The sequence below is a fragment of the Litorivita pollutaquae genome (assembly GCF_003205515.1).
Taxonomy (GTDB): Bacteria; Pseudomonadota; Alphaproteobacteria; order Rhodobacterales; family Rhodobacteraceae; genus Litorivita; species Litorivita pollutaquae.
Map to the genome: position 1 here is coordinate 487876 of NZ_KZ826481.1, position 19749 is coordinate 507624.

The following is a 19749-nucleotide window of genomic DNA, read 5'->3' on the forward strand; positions in this document are numbered from 1 at the left end:
ATTGGAGGTTCCCCCATGTCTACCCCTATCCAGCCGGATGATTTCGACGCGCTCTCGCGCATTTTGGATACACGCTACAGCTGCCGCGCCTATCGCCCCGATCCGGTGCCGCGCGAGGTGATCCAAACGATCACCGCCGCCGCCGGTCGCGCGCCCTCGTGGTGCAATGCACAGCCGTGGCAATTGATCGTCACGGCGGGGGATGAAACCGAAGCCTTTCGCGCACGGTTGATGCAAGCGGCGCAGGAAGAAGATGGCAAAGCCGATTTCGACTTCCCAGCGAGCTATTCCGGTGCCCTGCAAGAACGGCGGCGCACCTGCGGTTGGCAGCTTTACGAAGCGGTTGGCGTCGAGAAGGGCGACCGCGCCGGATCGGCCAAACAAACGATGGAAAACTTCCGCTTGTTCGGGGCGCCGCATGTGGCGATCTTGACCACTGCGCGCGAACTTGGCCCCTATGGCGCGATGGATTGCGGCGGCTTTGTCACGGCCTTTACGCTGGCGGCGACAGCGGCGGGTGTGGCCACCATCGCCCAAGCGGCCGTGGCCGGATATTCCGATCAGGTGCGCGCGCATTTCGACATCCCCGAGGACCGCATGATCGCCTGTGCAATTTCGTTTGGATATGCCGATACCGACCATCCGGCCAACAGCTTCCGCACCGCCCGCGCCCCGCTTGGTGAGGTGCTCGACCTGCGAGGGGCATAAAAGATGCGCGCGCTGGTGCAACGGGTCAGCCGCGCCTCGGTCCGCTCGGATGGAGCGGTGTTGGGCGAAATCGGCGGCGGCCTGTTGATCCTCGTCTGCGCTATGGAAGGCGACGGGCCGCAAGCGCCCGAGAAGATGGCGGCAAAAATCGCCAAGATGCGGATCTTCAAGGATGAGGCCGGTAAGATGAACCATGCGCTGCTTGATACCGGCGGCAGCGCCTTGGTGGTGTCGCAATTCACATTGGCAGGCGACACATCACGCGGCAACCGTCCGGGGTTTTCATCCGCCGCAAGGCCCGAGATCAGCGCGCCCGCCTATGAGGCGTTTTGCAGCGCCCTGCGCGCGCAAGGCGTGCCGGTCGAAACGGGACGTTTTGGCGCGGATATGCAAGTCGAATTGATCAATGACGGGCCGGTGACCTTATGGGTCGATCTTTGACCCGAAGCCGGCCCCTCACCACACCGGAAGAGATCTTGCGCCCCGCCGCACACAGTTGGACATAGACAGACACCAACGCCCCTCAATGACGATGGACCTCAGCTTTTCTTCACAAACTCGGTCAGGATCACGATGCGCTGCCCTTCGACGCGGCCCTCGATATGGCCCGCGTTATCGGCGACCAAGGAAATGCCGCGCACCGATGTGCCGCGTTTGGCGGTGAAGCCCGCGCCTTTGACGGGCAAGTCTTTGATCAAGACGACCGTATCGCCTGCCGACAGGACCGCGCCATTGGTATCGCGGTGGATGATCTCCGGCTCGTCCGAACCGGCGGTGATACCTGCCTCGGCCCAGTCCAGATTTTCAGGCTCCAGATAGGCAATGTCGAGCAAATCGCGCGCCCATGGCGATTGTGGCAACGCCTTGAGCAAGCGGTAGGCCAGAACCTGCACCGGAGCCTCTGTGCTCCAGATCGCGTCATGTAAACATTGCCAATGTGGCCCGTCCGAGATCGTGCCCTGCGCCGCCTCAAGGCACATCGCACATAGCGCGATCACGTCCTCCTTGGGGGCAACGGTGTATTCTGTGGTGCCTTCGGCGTTGCAAATTTGGCAATTGGGCATCGGATTCTTCCTTCACATATGCCGCCCTTATGCGGCGCAGCACCCCACATATTCAAGGACAATTGCCCGCAGGTCTTTGATGCAAAATACGCACCCCGCAAAAGAGGGATGCGCATGATGAGGCCATCGGTACGAGGGACAGACCGGCCGGCCCTTAGGGTTCGCGGAACGCTTCTTTGGATTTATAAAGCGGCTTCAACAGATATTGTAAAATCGTCTTTTCGCCGGTGTGCAGTTCGACCGTGGCCTGCATGCCGGGGCGGATTTCGACCTCTGCCTGACGGTCGGTCAGCGCATCCATATCAACCTTGAGCGTGACTTTATAATGCGCGTCTTTATCTGCCTCGCGGGCGCGATCGTTTTTGAACGTATCGGCCGAAATCACATCGACCTTGCCCTTCAAAGTGCCAAAAATCGTGTAATCATAAGCCGAAAGCTTGATCGTCGCCTCTTGCCCATGACGGACGTTGGCGATGTCTTCGGGGGCGACGCGTGCCTCGACAAACAACTCCTCGCCCATCGGGATGATCTGTAAAATCTCCTCACCGGGGCGCACCACCCCGCCGATGGTTGTCACTGACAGGCCGTTCACAATCCCGCGCATCGGGCTGCGCAACACCGTACGCGACAATTGGTCTTGCGATCCTTTGAGGTTTTGGTTGAGCGTCGCCAGCTCCTTGAGCGTTTCGGAATATTCCTGCGCACGGTCGAGTTCGGTTTGCGTGACGATCTCGTCATAGCGGATTTTCGCATCGGCATAGGTTTTGCGCGCGCGCGTCACTTCGATCAACGACACGATTTTTCGCGCCAACATGTTTTCCATCAACGCCTTTTCCTTGGCGGCTTGATCAAGCACCCGCTGCGCGCCCTGACGGCGGCTGTCGTAATCCGATTGCCGCGCTTGCAGCAACGCGCGCTCCGAGGCAACAATATCGGGCGAGCGCGCGCTCAGGCTTTGCGGCACCGCAAAATCAAACTGTCCCGCCAATTCCGCCTCAAGCCGCAACCGGCGAATGTCATCTGCGTTGATTTGATCTTGCAAATCATCAACCGACGAGCGGAATTGCATCCCGTGCAGCCGTGCCAACACATCACCGCGTTCAACCACATCGCCCTCTTTGACCAGAAGTTCGGCCAAAATACCGCCCTCAAGGTTTTGAATAATCTGCGGGCGCGACGATGAAATGATCTCTCCATCCGAACGTACAATTTCGTCTACCCACGCAAAGGCCGCCCATCCGATAAACAGCAACACTGTCAGGATAGAGAGCCAGATCACCGCGCTCGGGCCGCGCAATTCGCGGTCCATTTGTGCGCCCAAATTGGTCGTCGCTGTCGCCATGATCCTAGGCTCCCTTTGCTTTGGGCTTGCGCCCCAGATGCGCCAAGACATCATCGCGTGGGCCGTCGACCGTCAATCGGCCGCCCTGCATGATCAAGGTGCGTTCGGTCAATTTCAGGATCGGCACACGATGGGTGGCGATGATCGCCGTGCGCCCTTCGAGCCAATCTTCCAAACGGCTGACCAATGTATTTTCCAAGGTTTGATCCAAGGCCGCCGTCGGTTCATCCAACAAGCATACTTTCGGATCTTGCAACCACAGGCGCGCCCAACCGATCGATTGGCGTTGCCCGACCGACAAACCTTCGCCGCCATCGCGGATCACCAAATCGAGCCCCTTGTGGTGCGCCTTCACAAACGGGCCAAGACCGGCGAAATCAAGCGCCTCCATCAAGCGATCATCGTCGCGTTCCATCATCGTCAGGTTCAGGTTCTCGCGCAGCGTGCCGGAAAACAACCGCACGTCTTGGCCCAGATACCCAATGCCGCGGCGCAAATCGCGCGGGGCGATCTGATTCATGCCCGTACCATCCAAAAGAATGCGACCCTCGGAGGGCTCATAAAGCCCGCTCATCAATTTGAGCAGCGTCGATTTACCCGACCCATTGGCGCCTAATATCGCCAGATGCTCGCCCGAAGAAATCTTGAGTTGCGGCACATCCAGATCGATGCCGCCGTCCTCATCATAACGAAACATCACCTTGCGCAATTCATACTGCCCGCGCAGAGCCTCGCGGCGCAGATAGCGGCGCGCCTCTTCCTCATCCTGTTCGGAATGGGCAATCGCATCCAGCCCGTCGAGCGCCGCTTTGACATTGCCCCAACGCGCCATCGTGCCCGACAATTGTGTGAGCGGCCCCAATGTGCGACCGGTCAAAATCCCGACGGCGATGATCGAGCCAACGGTGAATTGTCCGGCAAACACAAGGTAGGTACCGAAAATCACGGCGCTGACATAGGTGGCTTGTTGAACGCCCTGGCTCCAGAAGCTCAACGCCGCCGCGATTTTGCGTTGGTCCGAGGACTTTACTGCCGAGAGCGTTGTCAGTTCGGCCCAAAGACGGCGGAAACGGTCTTCGCCGCGCTGGGTCTTTACCGTGTCCAATTCGAAAATCGCCTCGTGAAGCAACCGCGAAGACTTCGCGCTGGCGCCTTGGGTCTCATGGGTCAGGCGGATCATTTTCTTTTGCAAGAAGAACCCCGGCAGCACCATCAAAATCCCCCCTGCGATCAAGACCCAAACCACCGGTCCGGCGATCGAGGCGACCAGCGCAAGGAACACAAAGATGAATGGAATATCGGCCAATGTGCCGATGGTGGAGGCGGTGAAAAACTCGCGCACGGATCCAAATTCACGCATCGAAGAGAACAGCGAGGCAGGCGACTTGCCCGCCGCCGCCGACCGCATGCCAAGGATGCGGTCCATAAGAATGCTTTGCACCGACAATTCAATTTGACGCCCCGCCCCATCCATCAGGCGCGCGCGGGCGATTTTCATGCAGGCTTCCAAAAGCAAGGCAATCCCCGCCCCCGCCGCCAAGACCCAAAGCGTCGCTTCGGATTGATGGGGGATGACGCGGTCGTAAACCTGCAACGAGAACAATGCGACCGCCACGGCGAGCATATTGGCAATAAGCGATCCAAGCGCGATCTCAACAAAATAACGGCGGAAGCGGCCGAATTGGCTCCAAAACCAATGGCCGGAGTTTTCCTTGGGGCTGTGGGCGCGCGACAGATGTTCGAGCGTCGCTTCGGCATGCAGTAAGGTGCCGGAAAAGAACTCTTTGAATTCAGAAAGATCCACATGGGCGCGTTTGTCGGTGCAGGTTGCATCATACACGATCAATTCGCCGCCGCGCTGGCGCAGCACCAGCACGATTTGGCCATTGGTCATCGCCGCCATGGCCGGCCACAAATCGGGGGTGATGGTGGCAGTCGAGGCGATCTCGGCCACCAAACCTGCGCTTTGCAAACTGCGGGCCAAGGCGCGCAGCGGATCATTTTCGTGCGCGGTGGTCAACACGTCGCGCAGATCGACGGCTGGGGTATCGGCCCCCAACAGCCCGGCATAAACCGACGCCATTTCGGCACGGGTGCGGATTTGCTCGGGCGTCATACGCGGTGCATCAACGGGGTGCGATGCGTCTTCCAAGGCGGCGACAGGGGTCTTTGCGGGAGATTTCCCAACGCCCGGCACAAAGCGGGCGACCATATCGGGTAAGGCATTCGCGGCGCGCACCGCGTCAACGGCGGCCCCCAGATGCACAATCGCGGCCGAGGGTTTGGCGACCGGCGGCGCGGGGGGCCTTGCAGGCGAAACCGCTTTCGGCGCAGCGCCTTGCGGTTTGGGCGAGGCGATTTTTAGAACCGGTCTTTTTGCTGCAGATGTCATCGGCGTGGCAATCGACACCGGAGCGGATTGCGCACGCGGCTCTTGGGGGTGAGCTGCAATCTGCGGCGTGGCCTCGGGCGCAGCGGATCGCGCCGGAGTCACAGATTTACGGGCGCGGTGCAACACCCGCGACGCGCCGGATTTTGCATCCGGCATTACGGCCTGTGCGCGTTGCGCAGCGTGGCGCAGCGCCGCACGCATTTGAGCGGCGCGGCTACGGTTTTGCGCGCGATTGGCCGCCGGCGCCTCTTGCAATTGCGGCGCCTGTGGCTGCGGCTTGGGCGTCAGCACCCGCACCGATTTGACAGGGGCCGCCACAGATTTTGCCCTTGGCGTGGCAAAGGGTTCGGGCTTGCGATCGGCAAAAATATCCGGCGCCGGCAAATGCGACATCGGCCCTTTGGCAGGTTCGGGTTTCACTGCTGGATCGGCAGTGGGGGCGGTGGCTTCGGCCATGCTTTTGACGGTCTTGCCGCCTGCGGTGACTGAAAAGGCAATAGGCGTCTTGTTCAAATCTCTTCCCCATTCGCCAATAGTCCCAGTTCTTTGGCGATCTCAAGCCGCGTCAGGGCGGCCTTATATTTCAACACAACCTCGGATCGTTGTTGGGCCGCGAAGGTTTCAAACACGCCGACCACATCCATGACCTGCCGTTGGCCGGCTTCGTATTGTTCTTGGAAAATGTCGAGATTGGCCTTGGCTTGCGCGGTCATCGTGGCGGCTTCGGCTGCTTGGCGATCCTGGGCTGCCAGACGTTGTTCGAGCGCACGCAGGCGGCGGTTGGCATCTTCTTGGGCCTGCGCGACCCGGCGCGCGGCGGCTTCTTTTTCTGCGGCGATGGCTTTGAGAGACGCGCCAGTGCCAAGACCGAGCAAATTGTCCGATCCGACGGAGATATTGGGTTTTACGGAACTGCCACCGGTGCCTGCCGTCGCGGTCAACTTCGCGCCGGGCAAATGGCCCGCGCGGGAAATCTTGGCCTCCGCGATGGCGCGCGCGCGCTCGGCTTCGGCTTTGAGAACCGAAAGGGGTTTGGCGTCTTTGGCGGTCACCGCGACCTCGGAAAGGCCGGTCAACCCGCCCAAGGGACGCGCCGACATGGCGTTGAGTTCCGCCAATGCGGCACTGACGCTTTCGGCGGCAGCGCTGTGTTCGCTTTTGATGTGCGACAATTTCTGGCGCAGGATCTGTAAGTCAGACATATCCGACACGCCGCCGGTAACGCGCTCGTTCATGATCCATTCGAAATGCTTCATATCGTCGTAAATGCGCGAGGAGAGCGTGGCTTTGGCCCGCCCCTCTTCGGCAGAAATATAGAGCGAGAGCGCCTCATAAACGCGATCATTGGTGTCAATCGACAAGGTTGCGGCGGCAACTTCGACATCAGCTTTGGCAAAATCGCGTTCGGCCTTCTTGCGGCCATTGTCAAAGAGGACCTGCTCGACCAGCAATCCGGCGACCACTGCGCCGAGCGAAGACAGCGAGATGCTTGGGCCGATCGAGGGCAGCCAGTTTTTCGATTGGGCTTCGGCGCGCAAACGGGCCGAGCGCAATTCTGCTTCAGCACTGCGCGACGACGCGGCAAGAACATTCGCCGCGACCTGATCATAGCTGCTGCCCGAGGGCAAAGCCGAGCGGCGGGCCTGCAGCGCGGCAATCACCGCGCTTTCGGCGCTTTCTTTCGCGCGCGCGCTCTTTTCAGGTTTGTGAGTGTCGGGTTTGTGCATGGCCATCATCGTGGCCGTCCCGTTTGCCCCGCCGTCCTGCATCACACAGCCGGAAAGTAACAATGCGTAAAGCGCACCGCTAACGGTGCTTTTAACTGCCCTGTGCCTCATCAATCGCCCCTGTTCCGGTGCTTGTATTGATTATTTAAAGAGACGCGGTCGTTGCCGCGCCCCTGCTACTCGTCACTTTAGATAACGACGGTAATGTCGTCGTCGATAATGAGAACCCCGGTGTCACCGAGGGTGTAAACCGTGTGGCTTTCGCCATCGACATCCCGGGTTTGGCCGGTATTGACCGCGCCAGAGATAGATACTGTATCATCGGCGCCGCCTTTGATCAGCACCGCATCGGAATTCGACGACAGCGCCAAAAGCTGCGTTTCGGAAAGCGTCACTTGGCTATCTTCGGCGAATTGCAGATCGATGGTTTCGATCTGGTAATTGCCAAGGTTGCCGGAGCCGAGATCAACGATCGAGGTGCTCGGATCATCGACAGCAAGGAATGTGCCGGTGGCGTTGCCTGCCTCGTCCTCGGTGGTCAATACAAGATGCGAGCCATCGGGCACCGTAGTATCGAAGGCATATGTTGTCTCATTTAGCACGGGGATGTCGTAAGAAGACGAAGCGACATCGCTGATGTTTCCGGCATCATCGATATGCGCGATGGACACGCTGTCGTCGGTGCTTTCGATCGAGATGGCGCGCAATCCGGTATGGTCGCGGGTGTAGCTGGCCACATCTGCGGCACCGGGAAGCTCGGTGTCGATGTGGATGTTTTCAACCAATTCCGAAGTATTGCCCGCTGCATCGGTGGCGCGGATGGTGAAGGCGCTATCATAGGTGCCCGCCGGAATATCCGTGGCCGGAATGGCCAAGGTCCATGCACCCGAAGCGGCCACTTGCGCGTCGTAGGTTTTACCCTCGAAGGCGATCTCGACGGTCGATCCCGCTTCGACCTGCCCGCCCAGAGAGAAGCCACCCCGCGCCTCGGCGGCGTTGACCGATCCGTCGCCGGATGTAACGTCTTGGGTGCTCGACAGGGCGTTGACCAATGTGTCGACCTCAACCGTATCGGTCGCGGTGGCAGTGTTGCCCGCGCGATCCGTGACATTGACGGTGATATCCGCAGTATATTCACCAGCCGAAATATCCCCCGAAAGGAAATGCGCGGTCCAATTGCCGTTTGCATCCACGGTGGCGGGGCGGGTGACCGTGCCAATCGTGACATTAACCGTCGAGCCGGCCTCGACCGTGCCTTCAACATCAAAACCTGCGGCCGCTTCGGCCTCGTTGATCACACCCTCGCCCGCGATCGGGGCCAGAGAGATGGTCAGATTGTCGACTGCGGTATCAATATGAACGGTGTCGGTGACGGTGCGGCTGTTGCCTGCGGCATCGGTGGTCGATGCCGTGATACTCGCATCATAGGTGCCTTGGGGGATTTCGCTATTTGCGAAGACCGAGGACCATGTGCCATTTGACGCTGTGACAACCGAATGGGTGACACCGCCAAGGCTAACCTGCACAACATTGCCCGCATCCGAGGTGCCGTTGATGGTCACGCCGTCGGAGGCTTCGACAAAATTGATCACATCATCGGCTTCGATCGGAACCGTGCTCAAGGCCAGCGATCCGGCATCGGTATCGACGCGTACCATGTCCGATGTCGTGGCAACGTTGCCTGCCGCATCGGTGGCCGTGGCGGTCATGGTGGTGGTGTATTCGCCCGACCCCAATTGTGCCGCGGTAAAATGCGCCTCCCATGTGCCATTTGCGGCGACCGTGGCATGAACGCTATGGGCGCCCAGTTGCACAACAACCGAGGACCCTTCTTCGGTCACACCGGTCAGCACGAGACCCTGCGCCGCTTCTTCCGCGTTGAGCACACCGTCGCTGCCGCCGGGCGTTGAGGTGACCTGAAAATCGCGCACCAATGTGTCGATCTCGATGGTGTTGGCGGCGGTCGATACATTGCCGGACGCATCGACCGCTGTGGCGGTGATGGTGGTTGTATGTTCGCCGGCCGGAATATCGGTGGCGGCGAATTGCACCGTCCAGTTGCCGGCGCCATCGACCGTGGCCGTGCGCGTCACCGTACCCAGCATGATGGTCACGCTCGACCCCGGTTCGGTGGTGCCCGAAAGGACCACACCATCGGAGGCTTCGACATGGTTGATCACATCGTCGCCTTCAACCGGCGCATCGGCAAAGGCCACGAAACCGGTGGTATCCACTGTCAACGAGGATGTATCCGTTGCCGTGTTCCCCGCCGGATCTGTCGCGGTTGCGGTGACTGTCGCAACATAAGCCCCTTCGGGAATTTCGGCGGCGGTAAAGGTACTGCTCCATGTGCCGCCATCGCCCGCGACAACGGTATGCGACACCGTGCCTAGAGTGACGACAACCGATGCGCCCGGTTGCGCCGCACCGGAGAGGGTCACACCGTTGGGCGCTTCGACAGCGTTGAGCAAATCATCGCCGCCCGCGAGACCGCCATCAATCGAAACCGCCGTTTCAGTATCTATGGTGATGGTGCGCGTTGCCGACGCGGTATTGCCCGCCAGATCGGTGGCGGTCACGGTCATATCAACATCGTATTCGCCCGCAACAAAGGTGCCCGCAGGAATGGAGAGCGTCCAGCTGCCGTCCGGGGCCACCTGCGCGGGGAAGGATGTGCCACCAAAAGACACAGCCACGGTCGCGCCGGATTGCGCGGTGCCGGAGACAGACACGCTGCCCGCAGCTTCGCTTTGATTGACGACATCATCGCCCGCAATCGGGGTGCCATCAAAGGCCACGGAGGTCGCGGTATCCACATGCACCCTGCCGGTGGTGGTGGTGCTATTGCCCGCCGCATCGGTGGTGGTCGCGGTGACGGTGGCGTCATATTCGCCCTCCGGCAAGGTGGCGGCATCAAAGGTCGCCTCCCAAGTGCCGTCGTCGCCGGTCACAACCTGCTGTTCGGCACCGCCAAGCGCCACAGTGACCGTTACACCGGGGGTCGACGTGCCGGTGACCTGAATGCCGTCATCCATTTCCGCAAGATTCAGCGTGCCGTCGCCTTCGAAGCCATCTGTGTTGATGGTCACCGGATCGGCAACCGTATCGACGGTCAACGTATCGGTGTATGTGGCGGAATTGCCGAGGCTATCCGTTGCCACAACGCTAACGTCGACCACATATTCGCCGGTTGCAATCTCGTCGGCACCAAAAGTCACCGACCATGTGCCATCGTCGCCCACAGTGACGGTATGGGTGACATTCTCCACCGTCACGTCAAGGCTCGACCCGGCCTCGCCATTGCCGCCAATGACTGTACCTGCTTGATGCTCTTCAGCATTGATCACTTCACCGGTCGAGGTGGTGCCAATGGTAAATTCCAGATCCGGCGGGGTCATATCGATGACGACCACCGGACCACCCAAATCGGTTTCCGTCCCGTCAGGTTCGATCACCACCACACCAACGTCATAGGTGCCATCATCAGGGAATGTGTCATCCTCGAAGACGACGCCCCATGTGCCGTCAGAGCCGGAGGCCGTGGTGACCTCTTCCTCGCCAATGGTGACAATCACTTCCGAACCGGGTTCTGCCGTGCCGGTAATTTCAATGGACGGGTCTTCAACACCATCGCCGCCAATCGCGGGCAGCTCGCCCTGCTGGTCTACGGTGGGTTCGATCCGTGCCGGGGTATCCGTCCCGTCGCTGCCGCCGCCGATGACCGCCGCACCAACACCGGCCGCCGCCGCAGCCGCCGCCCCGCCCCAAAGACCCGGCGCGGCCAGAAGGCCCGCCCCAAGCATGGAGACATCATTGCCCTCGGGCGCGATCACTTCGCCCTCATTGCCCGACAGGAAAATCAGATCGTCAGAGGGGCTCCATTTGCCCCACATTTCAGTCGGGCCATATTGCGCATAGAAAACATCATCGGCCCCCTCGACGAGGTTGACCTCGTTCAGGTAGCCGTCAGCACTGATAAAGAGGCGCGCAGTGGGGGCGCCGTCTGTGCCGAAATAATTGTCGAGAACGATCGTCCGACCGTCTGCCAGCGTGATATGAAGATTTGACCCTTCGCGCACATACCCTTGCAGATCCATCTGCCTGACATTGAGCGATATTTCTTTATCAAGCCCCGCATCTATTCGGGTAACCGAACCGCCCTCTTGAATTTCACCACGCTGAACTGCGCCCATACTATTACGGACGACGAAATCGATCGCCTTCATATTACCACCGCTACCTCTGTGACAACGTCATATGCCGCGTTGTCTTGTTTCCCTAAGGTAGATCTACCTTATTCCTGCCACAATCGCTAGTGTCCTTTTTCCGATTCGCCGCAAAATCATGGAAACATGGGCACATTTAGAAGCCGACTGTTTGGCCCGGAATGCCCCCGGCGCAAGCTTACCTTTGGGAAAACGTTAACTTTCCTACCTTTTCTTGCCGATTGCCAAGGCGCGCCACGCCGGATCGAGCGGAGTTGCGCCGAGAGACTGCGACAAACCGCCGCTCCCCTTAAGGGCGAGCATTTACCGCCTCACTCCGCCTGTGGACACCGATCAAAGCACCGTAGTGCTGCGGACTTGCGCATTCGAGGGGCGGCGTGCACTCTGCGCGCTGGGAGCTAGGGATTTGCATCCGCAGCAGGGCAATCATATCGGCGCCTTCAACGCCGAAGAGGCCATGCCGCAGCCGCAGATCATGGCGGGAGCATAACGGAGGATCACCATGACAGATTTCACACGCCGCCACGCGCTTGGCTTGATGGCCGCTGCGGGGGCCGGATTGGCCGCGCCGGCTCTGGCGTCAAATCGCAAAATTACCATCGGGGCGTTGCGCTTTACCAGCCACGCCGCCAGCTTTGTCGCGCTCGAGCGCGGATATTTCAAAGACGCCGGTTTGGACGTCGAATTGAAATTCTTCCAAGCCGCGCAGCCAATGGCCGTGGCGATTGCCTCGGGGGATGTGGATTACGCCGTCACTGCCGTATCGGGCGGCCTTGTGTCGCTGGCCGATAAAGGCGCGGTCAAAGTGATCGGCGGGGCCCTCAGCGAAGAGGCCGGCATCGACGGGCAGAAAATCCTTGTATCCGACGCGGCCTTCCAATCGGGCATCACCAGCCCCGCGATGCTGGACGGGAAGAGTTTCGGCATGAGCACCGCCGGATCGTCGTTCCATTACATGGGGTCGAAAATCGCCGCCAAGGAAGGCATCACCCTGCGCTTCAAGCCGCTGCAAAAGGTCGGCGCGATCATCGGCGCTTTGAAATCGGGGCAAATCGACGCTTGGTCCATTGTGCCGCATATTGCCAAACCACTCGCCGGATCGGGCGCGGTGCATATCATCGGCAATGTCTCCGATTATATTCCCGATTATCAGGTCACGACGACATTCACCTCGGCCAAAAACGCCAAGGACGAACGCGACATGACTGCGGCTTTCCTTGCCGGATTTGCCAAGGGCGGCGCAGATTTCAATGCCGCCCTCGTGGATAAAACCAGCGGCGAGAGCGATGCGATGATCGACCTGATCCACAAATATGTCTATGCCGACAAACCCCGCGAAGCCGCCGCGAAATCCATCGCCAATGGCGCGATGCGCGTCAATGAAGGCGCGGCTTTGAATGTCGCCTCGATCCAGGATCAACTCGAGTGGTTTAAATCCGAGAACCTCGTGCCGGATGTGGCGCTCGAGACATTGATCGACACCAGCTACGTCAAAACCATCTGATCCCTCGAACGGATCTCTTGCGCGCGCCGGCCTTATACCGGCGCGCGTTTCTTGTTCACGTTTCACGCAAAGGCAGGCCGCAACATGGACCTCCGCCTCGACGGCATTCACCATTCATACGGATCGACCGAGGTGCTTTCGGGCATCTCATTGGACATTCCGGCCGGACAGATCGTTTGTCTTGTCGGGCCGTCGGGGTGCGGAAAATCCACGCTCCTGCGCTTTGTCGGCGGGTTGGAGCAACCCACGGGCGGCGCAGTTCTACAGGTCGGCACCCCGCCCGCAGGGTGCCTTAATCCGCTGACCTATGTGTTTCAGGATTTCGCCTTGCTGCCGTGGCGCTCGGTGCGCGGCAATATCGCCTTTGCGCTTGCGCCGCACCGCCTGCCCCGCGCCGAGGAAGAGGCGATCATCACCGATGTTCTGGCCCGCACCAAGTTGAGCGATTTTGCCGATGCCTTGCCCAAACAGATTTCCGGCGGAATGAAACAAAGGGTCGCCATCGCCCGCGCCCTCGCGGTGCGCCCTGCGGTGATGTTGATGGACGAGCCGCTTTCTGCCCTCGACAGCCAGACCCGTGAATTGCTGATGGATGATCTTGTCACCCTATGGACGCGGGCGCCGTTCACCGCCGTTTACGTCACCCATAACCTGTCGGAGGCGGTGCGCTTGGGCCATAAAATCGTCGTGCTCTCTCGCCGTCCCGGCAAAATCCGCGAGGTGGTCGACATCGACACGCCCCTGTCCGAACGTCGTCACGGCGATCCGGCGCTAGAAGCGGCCGAGGCCCGTCTGTGGGGCCTCATGCGCGACGAAGCCGCCGCCGCCGATGCGGAGCTTTTGCATGTCTGATCCCGAAAAAAATGATCCCCCCATCAACCGGCAGATCACCCCACAGAGTGCGGCGAACACCCCCTCTTCCCCCGCCATGACCCCCGTACGGTTTCGCGGTGGCGGTTTCGCCCCCGCGCCGGTACGCGGCGTTGGTATTTTGGTATTTGTGCTGCTGATCGGCGGTGCGGAATGGGGGACACGCGCGGGGTTCATCACCGCGCTCACCCTGCCGCGCCCCTCGGATGTCTTTGCCACGCTGGTCGAGCTTTACCGCTCGGGCCTCTTGGCCGAACATATGATCCCATCGCTCACGCGGCTGATTGTCGGATCACTCATGGGCATTTCCATCGGCGTCAGCGTCGGCGTGCTCATCGGCCTGTCTTCATGGTTTCGCGCCGGATTGGTGCCCTTGGTCGCGGCGTTGTTCCCGATCCCGAAAATCGCTTTGCTGCCGCTGTTTGTGATCTGGTTCGGCATTGACGAGGGGTCGAAATATGCGCTGATCGCCTTTGGCACGTTTACGCCCACGGTGGTGGCGACCTATGGGGCGGTGGATAACGTCGATCGCACATGGGTGCGCATGGCGCAAAGTTTCGATCATCGCTGGTGGTCGATTGTGCGCGGCGTGATTTTACCCGCCGCCCTGCCCGGCATCCTGTCGGGGCTGCGCATTTCCTTGGCCATCGGGATTATCCTCTTGGTCGCCGCCGAAATGCTCGGCGCAGAATATGGCATCGGCGCCTATATCCTCGAGGCCGGTTCGCTCTATGATCTGGAGCGACTGTTCGCCGGTGTGGTGATCCTTTCCGCGCTTGGCGTCACGGTCAGCTTCGCCATCGGCCTGATCGAACGGCGGGTGCTACGGTGGCGCAGCTAGCGCCGTCCAGCCTTACTTGGCGCGGCGCTCTGCGCCCGCATCCACAGATGCATCCCCCGCCGCACCCGAAGCGCGGCGCAGGAAAATGATCGCCGGATTGGGCAGGTCGGCCTCACGGATCGTGCGCGCCAAATCCTGCGCGGCGCAGGTGACAGCGCGTTGTTCGGCATAGCCGGCTTTGCTGACGATCTGCGCTTCAACCTCATCGGCAAACCCACAGGTATCAAGCGCGGCTTGTATCCGCTGCGCCGCCCCTACACCCATGTAAATGCCGATCTGCGTTCCGGCGGTCAAATGCGCTATCCAATCGGGCAACTCCGCCCCATCGCGCATCGCGCCGGTGCTCAAGACCAATGTATCCGTCTTGCCGCGTTCAGTCAGGAATGTGCCGGTGCAAGCCGCTGCGGCGCTGGCTGCGGTCACGCCGGGGACGATTTCAAAGGCAATGCCCGCCGCGCTGAGCGCTTGCGCCTCTTCGGCGCCGCGCGCAAACACACCCGGATCGCCACATTTAAGGCGCACCACGCGTTTGCCCTGTTTGGCCGCCGCGACCAACACGCCGTTGATCCGGTCCTGTGGCCAACTGTGCGCACCGGGGGCCTTGCCGACAAACACCCGTTCGGCATCGCGGCGCGCCAACTCCAACAACTCGGGGTCAACCAACCGATCATAAAAGATAATATCGGCCTCTTGCAGGCGCTGCACCCCGCGCAGCGTGATCAAATCGCGGCTGCCCGGCCCGGCGCCCACCAATGACACGGGCGCGGCTTGCGGCGCGGCAAATTCGCCGGTGTTGATCGCCGCTTTGATCAATTCCGCCGCCTCGCGTTCGGCCCCGCGCGCATGGGCATCGCGCGGTGCGCCGGAAAACACCCAACGCCACAAATCGCGCCGTTGACGCGGGCCAAGCCGCTGCGCCGCAGCGCCGCGCAAACGCCCCACCAAGGCCGCCAAATCCCCAAGGCGCGGCTCAAGCATTTCTTCCATACGCGTCTTGATCTGACGCGCCAGAACCGGCGCGGTGCCCTCGGTGCCAATGGCAACGACAACCGGATCACGGTCCACAATCGAGGGGGTGATCGCATCGCACAGGTCCGGCCTGTCCACCACATTGGTCAGCGCGCCCGCCTCTTGCGACAGGGCGTGCAATGCCGCGTCCATGCCGGGGCAACCGGTGGCGATGAACACCAATGCTGCGCCGCGAAAATGATCCGGCGTGACCGGCGTGCGGTCCAAACGGATGCGGCCCCCGTCAATCAAACCCCGCAATTCCTCGTCGATCTCACCCTGCGCGAGCAAGACGATCTCGGCCTCGGTCTTGAGGATCAAACGGCTTTTTTGTGCGGCCTGTTCGCCGCCGCCTGCGATCACCACGCGGCGCCCCGCCATTTGCAAAAACATAGGAAAGGTCTTCATGCGTCTTCTCCTGCCGAAACCGGCGTCTTGCTGCGAGTGGCCCAAAGATCTGCGGCCATTTTATCCCCTGCGGCCACATCCGGCACAGCGCCCAGCGTATAAAGCGCAAGCCCCGCCGTGCCAATCACCGTGGCGGTGGCAAAATCATCCTCTGCCGTCCCGTTCCACAGCGCGGCGCAGGTAATGCCCGCGCCGTCCGCCTCGTGCAAACGGCGGGTTTCATCCAAGAGCGGCGGCGCGGAGACTTCGGATTTCACCCCGCCGCGCAGCCCATAAGCCAACACGGATTTTGATGGGTGCCGTTCAAATTCGCCGCCACCGCCTTTGATCACACTGAGCGTTTCGCGGCCCAGCAACAGCGCCGCATCCGATTGCAAATCGCGATACGACGGGTGAAACACGCCTTGAACAGCGGCAGGAGCCGCCGACGGGTTGAGCATCCGCGCGACCGTGTTGATACAGGATCGAAGATTGAATTTTGATCGCAATTTCAAAAGGTTGAAGACATCCGGCGAGAGGGCCTCAAGCGGGGTATAAGCGATATTGTCCGCAACCAGCGCCGATGTCGCCGCCTCCGGCGTTTCGCAAATTTTGATCCCCAAGGGACCCAGCGCATCGCGCACCGAGGCATTGGTGCCTTGATGGGAATTGTAGCCATGCAGATGCACGCGGTATCCGGCCTGCGCGACCAAAAGGGCCGACAACACAAACAATGGCGCGCCGCGCGTGCGTCCAGCGGCGAAGCTGGGCCAATCGAGCGCCGCGCCAATGCCGCGCCACCCCTGCCCGGCCGAAGTTTCGCCAATGGCTTCGACAAAACCGGCAATCTCGCCGGCGCTCTCGCCGCGATAGCGCATCAACATCAGCAGCGCGCCAAGGGATTCAGGATCGGCCTGTCCTGCCATGATGATGCGCATGGCCTCGGCGGCCTCCGCGCGGTCCAGCGGGCGGGCACGGCCCGGACCGCGACCCAGAATTCGTACATATGGCGCAAGGCTCATTCAGCGGCGACTTTCGGCAAATGGTTGGTCAAAAGCGCGGCCAGTTCCGGTTTGCAAGATCCGCAATTGGTACCCGCGCAGGTTTTCGCGCCCAAAGCATCGACCGTATCGGCACCCTCGGCTATGGCTGATTTTAGCGTATTCACGCCGACATTGAAACACGAACATACCACCGCACCAGGATCGGGGCGATCCGCGCCGGGGCGACCTGCAAGCGCTTCGAAGGCCGGTGTTTGCGTGCCGATCAAAGACACCGCAAAGGCACGGGCCACGGCGACCGGATCAGGCGCGGCAAAGAACAGGGCCACAATCTCCCCCGCCACGTCGGTCAAGGCCACGCGGACGATACCGCTGGCGGCATCCTCGATCACCGTGGCCGATGCGGCGTCCAAACCGGTGATGTCGCGCAGATCTTGCTCCCAATCCTCGGGCGGTTTGAAACCGGCGATTTCGGCCTGCCAACCCGTGGTGGTGCGGGCCTTTGCAACATAGGGGCGCTTGCACTCTATTGCGGCGCTGGTGGCGAGGAAAGCATACCATCGGGCGCCGAAGGCTTCGGCCTTGACCGCGCCGCCTTTGGTGGCGGGTTGGCCGGATACGGGATCGACGGCCGGTGCCATAAGCGTATTGATCCGCCCCGAAGGCGCAAATTGCGCGGTCCAATGCATCGGCACAAAGATCTCGCCGCGCGCCACCTTGGACGAGATCAGCGCCCGCAACGTGGCGGTGCCATATCGCGATGACAGCTTGACCAATCCGGCGTCGCGCAGACCAAGTGCAAAGGCATCCTCGGGGTGAATTTCGGCAAAAGGTTCGGCCAAATGCTGACTGAGCCGCGCGGATTTTCCGGTGCGGGTCATGGTGTGCCAATGGTCGCGCACACGGCCAGAGTTGAGCACAAAGGTATTCTCGGCCTCGGGGGAAACACATTGCGGCGCGGTGATCGCAAGCATCTTTGCGCGCCCGTCCGCGTGGTAAAACCCGCCTTCGGCAAAGAAACGCCCGCCGGGGGTCTCGCCCTTGCGGACTGGCCATTGCACGGGAGCCAATGCGTCATATTCTGCCTCCGTCAGGTCACCCAAACCGGAAATATCAAAGTCGCGGCCAAACCGTGTGCCAAGGTTGGAAAGCGCAGCGTATTCGCGGAACACATCGGCGGCGCTTTGATAATCGAAGGCATCCGCCCAGCCCATCCGCGCCGCTACATCACATAGGATTTTCCAATCAGGCCGTGCCGCGCCGGGCGCCTCAAGGAAAGGGCGCTGGCGCGATATGCGCCGCTCGGAGTTGGTGACTGTACCGGATTTTTCGCCCCACCCCGTCGCCGGCAACAAGACATCAACCAAATCACCGGTATCGGTGCGGGCCATGATATCGGTGACCACGGTGAAGGGCACATTTGCGATAGCCTCGGCGACATTTCCCGCGTCGGGCAGGGACACGGCAGGGTTGGTCGATATAATCCACAGCGCCTTGATCTTGCCCGAGGCACAGGCCTCGAACAGGTCCACGGCCTTGAGACCGGCATGGGTGCAGATTGTCGGGCTATCCCAAGCTTCTTGCACCGCCGCGCGGTGATCGGCATTCTCGATATCAAGATGCCAGCCAAGCATATTGGCCAACCCCCCCACCTCGCGCCCGCCCATGGCATTGGGTTGGCCAGTGACAGAAAACGGCCCCATCCCGGCGCGACCAATCCGGCCGGTGGCAAGGTGGCAATTGATGATCGCATTGACCTTATCGGTGCCGCAAATCGATTGATTGACGCCCTGACTATAGACGGTAACCACCTTGGGTGTGCCGATCCACATGTCGCAAAAGGCATTAATTTGCTCGGCGTTCAAACCGCTGAGCGCGGGATCGCAGGCCTGCGCGGCCTCTATTGCGGCATCAAATCCGTTTACATGGGCGCTGATATAGTCCTTGTCCACTGCGCCGCGTCGGGAGATCTCGGCCAAGAGCGCATTAAACAATGCCGCATCCCCATCGGGGGCGATGGGCAGATGCAGATCGGCAATATCGCATGTCGCGGTGCGCCGCGGGTCGATATTGACAACGCGCATATCAGGGCGGGCCTGCTTCGCCGCGACGAGGCGTTGATATAAAACCGGATGGCACCATGCGAGGTTCGAGCCCACCAGCACAACCAAATCCGCCTCATCCAGATCTTCGTAGGTGCCGGGCACGGTGTCGGTGCCAAAAGCGCGTTTGTGCCCCGCCACTGACGACGCCATGCAAAGCCGCGAATTGGTGTCGATATTGGCCGAACCCATGTAGCCTTTCATCAACTTGTTAGCGACATAATAGTCTTCGGTCAGGAGCTGACCCGAGACATAAAACGCAACGCTGTCAGGGCCATGATCGCGGATCGCCCGCGAAAACTGACCTGCGATCAAATCAAGGGTGCTGTCCCAATCGGCTTGTTTGCCATGCACCATCGGGTGCAACAAACGCCCCTCAAGGTCGATGGTCTCGCCCAAGGCCGAACCTTTGGAGCAGAGCCGCCCGAAGTTCGCCGGATGGTCGGGATCGCCCTTGATCGTGCCATCCTGCCCGGCCAATACACCGCAACCCACGCCGCAATAGGGACATGTGGTGCAGGTGATCTCTGCGCGGTTTTGCGATGTCTTGCCCGCCATGTTGCTGCCTCTTGTGACT

The 19749-nt window shown here is 60.8% G+C and carries 13 protein-coding genes; 5 read left to right on the forward strand and 8 right to left on the reverse strand.

Going from position 1 to position 19749, the window contains the following annotated elements:
• Positions 1-15: 15 nt before the first annotated feature.
• Positions 16-708 (forward strand): nitroreductase, encoded by a 693-nt coding sequence (locus tag DI396_RS02310; protein WP_110794506.1) that lies wholly within the window; start codon positions 16-18, stop codon positions 706-708.
• Positions 709-711: 3 nt separating this feature from the next.
• Entirely contained in the window at positions 712-1149 is a 438-nt protein-coding gene (dtd, locus tag DI396_RS02315; RefSeq protein WP_110794507.1) for a D-aminoacyl-tRNA deacylase, read from the forward strand.
• A gap of 98 nt (positions 1150-1247) precedes the next feature.
• On the opposite strand, the gene DI396_RS02320 is transcribed toward dtd, so the two are convergent.
• The 5 genes from DI396_RS02320 to DI396_RS02340 all read right to left on the reverse strand — a co-directional run bounded on the left by DI396_RS02320 (position 1248) and on the right by DI396_RS02340 (position 11459).
• Entirely contained in the window at positions 1248-1772 is a 525-nt protein-coding gene (locus DI396_RS02320; protein ID WP_110794508.1) for an alkylphosphonate utilization protein, read from the reverse strand.
• 154 nt (positions 1773-1926) lie between these two features.
• Positions 1927-3114 carry an HlyD family type I secretion periplasmic adaptor subunit gene (locus DI396_RS02325; protein WP_204362777.1) on the reverse strand — a complete coding sequence of 396 codons (1188 nt, stop codon included), beginning with the start codon at positions 3112-3114 and terminating at the stop codon, positions 1927-1929.
• Between the two features lie 4 nt (positions 3115-3118).
• Positions 3119-5230, reverse strand: coding sequence for an ATP-binding cassette domain-containing protein (locus DI396_RS02330; protein WP_235851734.1), 2112 nt, complete (start codon positions 5228-5230; stop codon positions 3119-3121).
• Positions 5231-6015: 785 nt separating this feature from the next.
• A complete protein-coding gene (locus DI396_RS02335) occupies positions 6016-7344 on the reverse strand; it encodes a TolC family protein (protein WP_110794509.1) in 1329 nt (442 codons plus the stop codon).
• 77 nt (positions 7345-7421) lie between these two features.
• The gene (locus DI396_RS02340; RefSeq protein ID WP_110794510.1) at positions 7422-11459 is read right to left on the reverse strand and encodes an Ig-like domain-containing protein; all 4038 of its coding nucleotides are present in this window, start codon (positions 11457-11459) and stop codon (positions 7422-7424) included.
• A gap of 502 nt (positions 11460-11961) precedes the next feature.
• Here DI396_RS02340 and DI396_RS02345 point away from each other — a divergent pair.
• From DI396_RS02345 to DI396_RS02355, 3 genes are all read left to right on the forward strand, one after another.
• Positions 11962-12963, forward strand: coding sequence for an ABC transporter substrate-binding protein (locus DI396_RS02345; RefSeq protein WP_110794511.1), 1002 nt, complete (start codon positions 11962-11964; stop codon positions 12961-12963).
• Positions 12964-13047: 84 nt separating this feature from the next.
• The gene (locus DI396_RS02350) at positions 13048-13815 is read left to right on the forward strand and encodes an ABC transporter ATP-binding protein (protein WP_110794512.1); all 768 of its coding nucleotides are present in this window, start codon (positions 13048-13050) and stop codon (positions 13813-13815) included.
• Positions 13816-13891: 76 nt separating this feature from the next.
• The gene (locus tag DI396_RS02355) at positions 13892-14674 is read left to right on the forward strand and encodes an ABC transporter permease (RefSeq protein WP_204362786.1); all 783 of its coding nucleotides are present in this window, start codon (positions 13892-13894) and stop codon (positions 14672-14674) included.
• Positions 14675-14686: 12 nt separating this feature from the next.
• Here DI396_RS02355 and cysG read toward each other — a convergent pair whose 3' ends face one another.
• Genes cysG through DI396_RS02370 form a run of 3 tightly spaced genes read right to left on the reverse strand, consistent with a single transcriptional unit; the run spans position 14687 to position 19730 of the window.
• A complete protein-coding gene (cysG, locus tag DI396_RS02360) occupies positions 14687-16090 on the reverse strand; it encodes a siroheme synthase CysG (RefSeq protein WP_110794514.1) in 1404 nt (467 codons plus the stop codon).
• Positions 16087-17091 (reverse strand): glycosyl transferase family protein, encoded by a 1005-nt coding sequence (locus DI396_RS02365; RefSeq protein WP_110794515.1) that lies wholly within the window; start codon positions 17089-17091, stop codon positions 16087-16089. Before DI396_RS02365 ends, cysG begins: the two co-directional genes overlap by 4 nt.
• Complete coding sequence (locus DI396_RS02370; protein WP_110794516.1) at positions 17088-19730, reverse strand: nitrate reductase; 2643 nt, start codon at positions 19728-19730, stop codon at positions 17088-17090. The genes DI396_RS02365 and DI396_RS02370 overlap by 4 nt, the downstream gene beginning before the upstream one ends.
• Positions 19731-19749 lie beyond the last annotated feature (19 nt).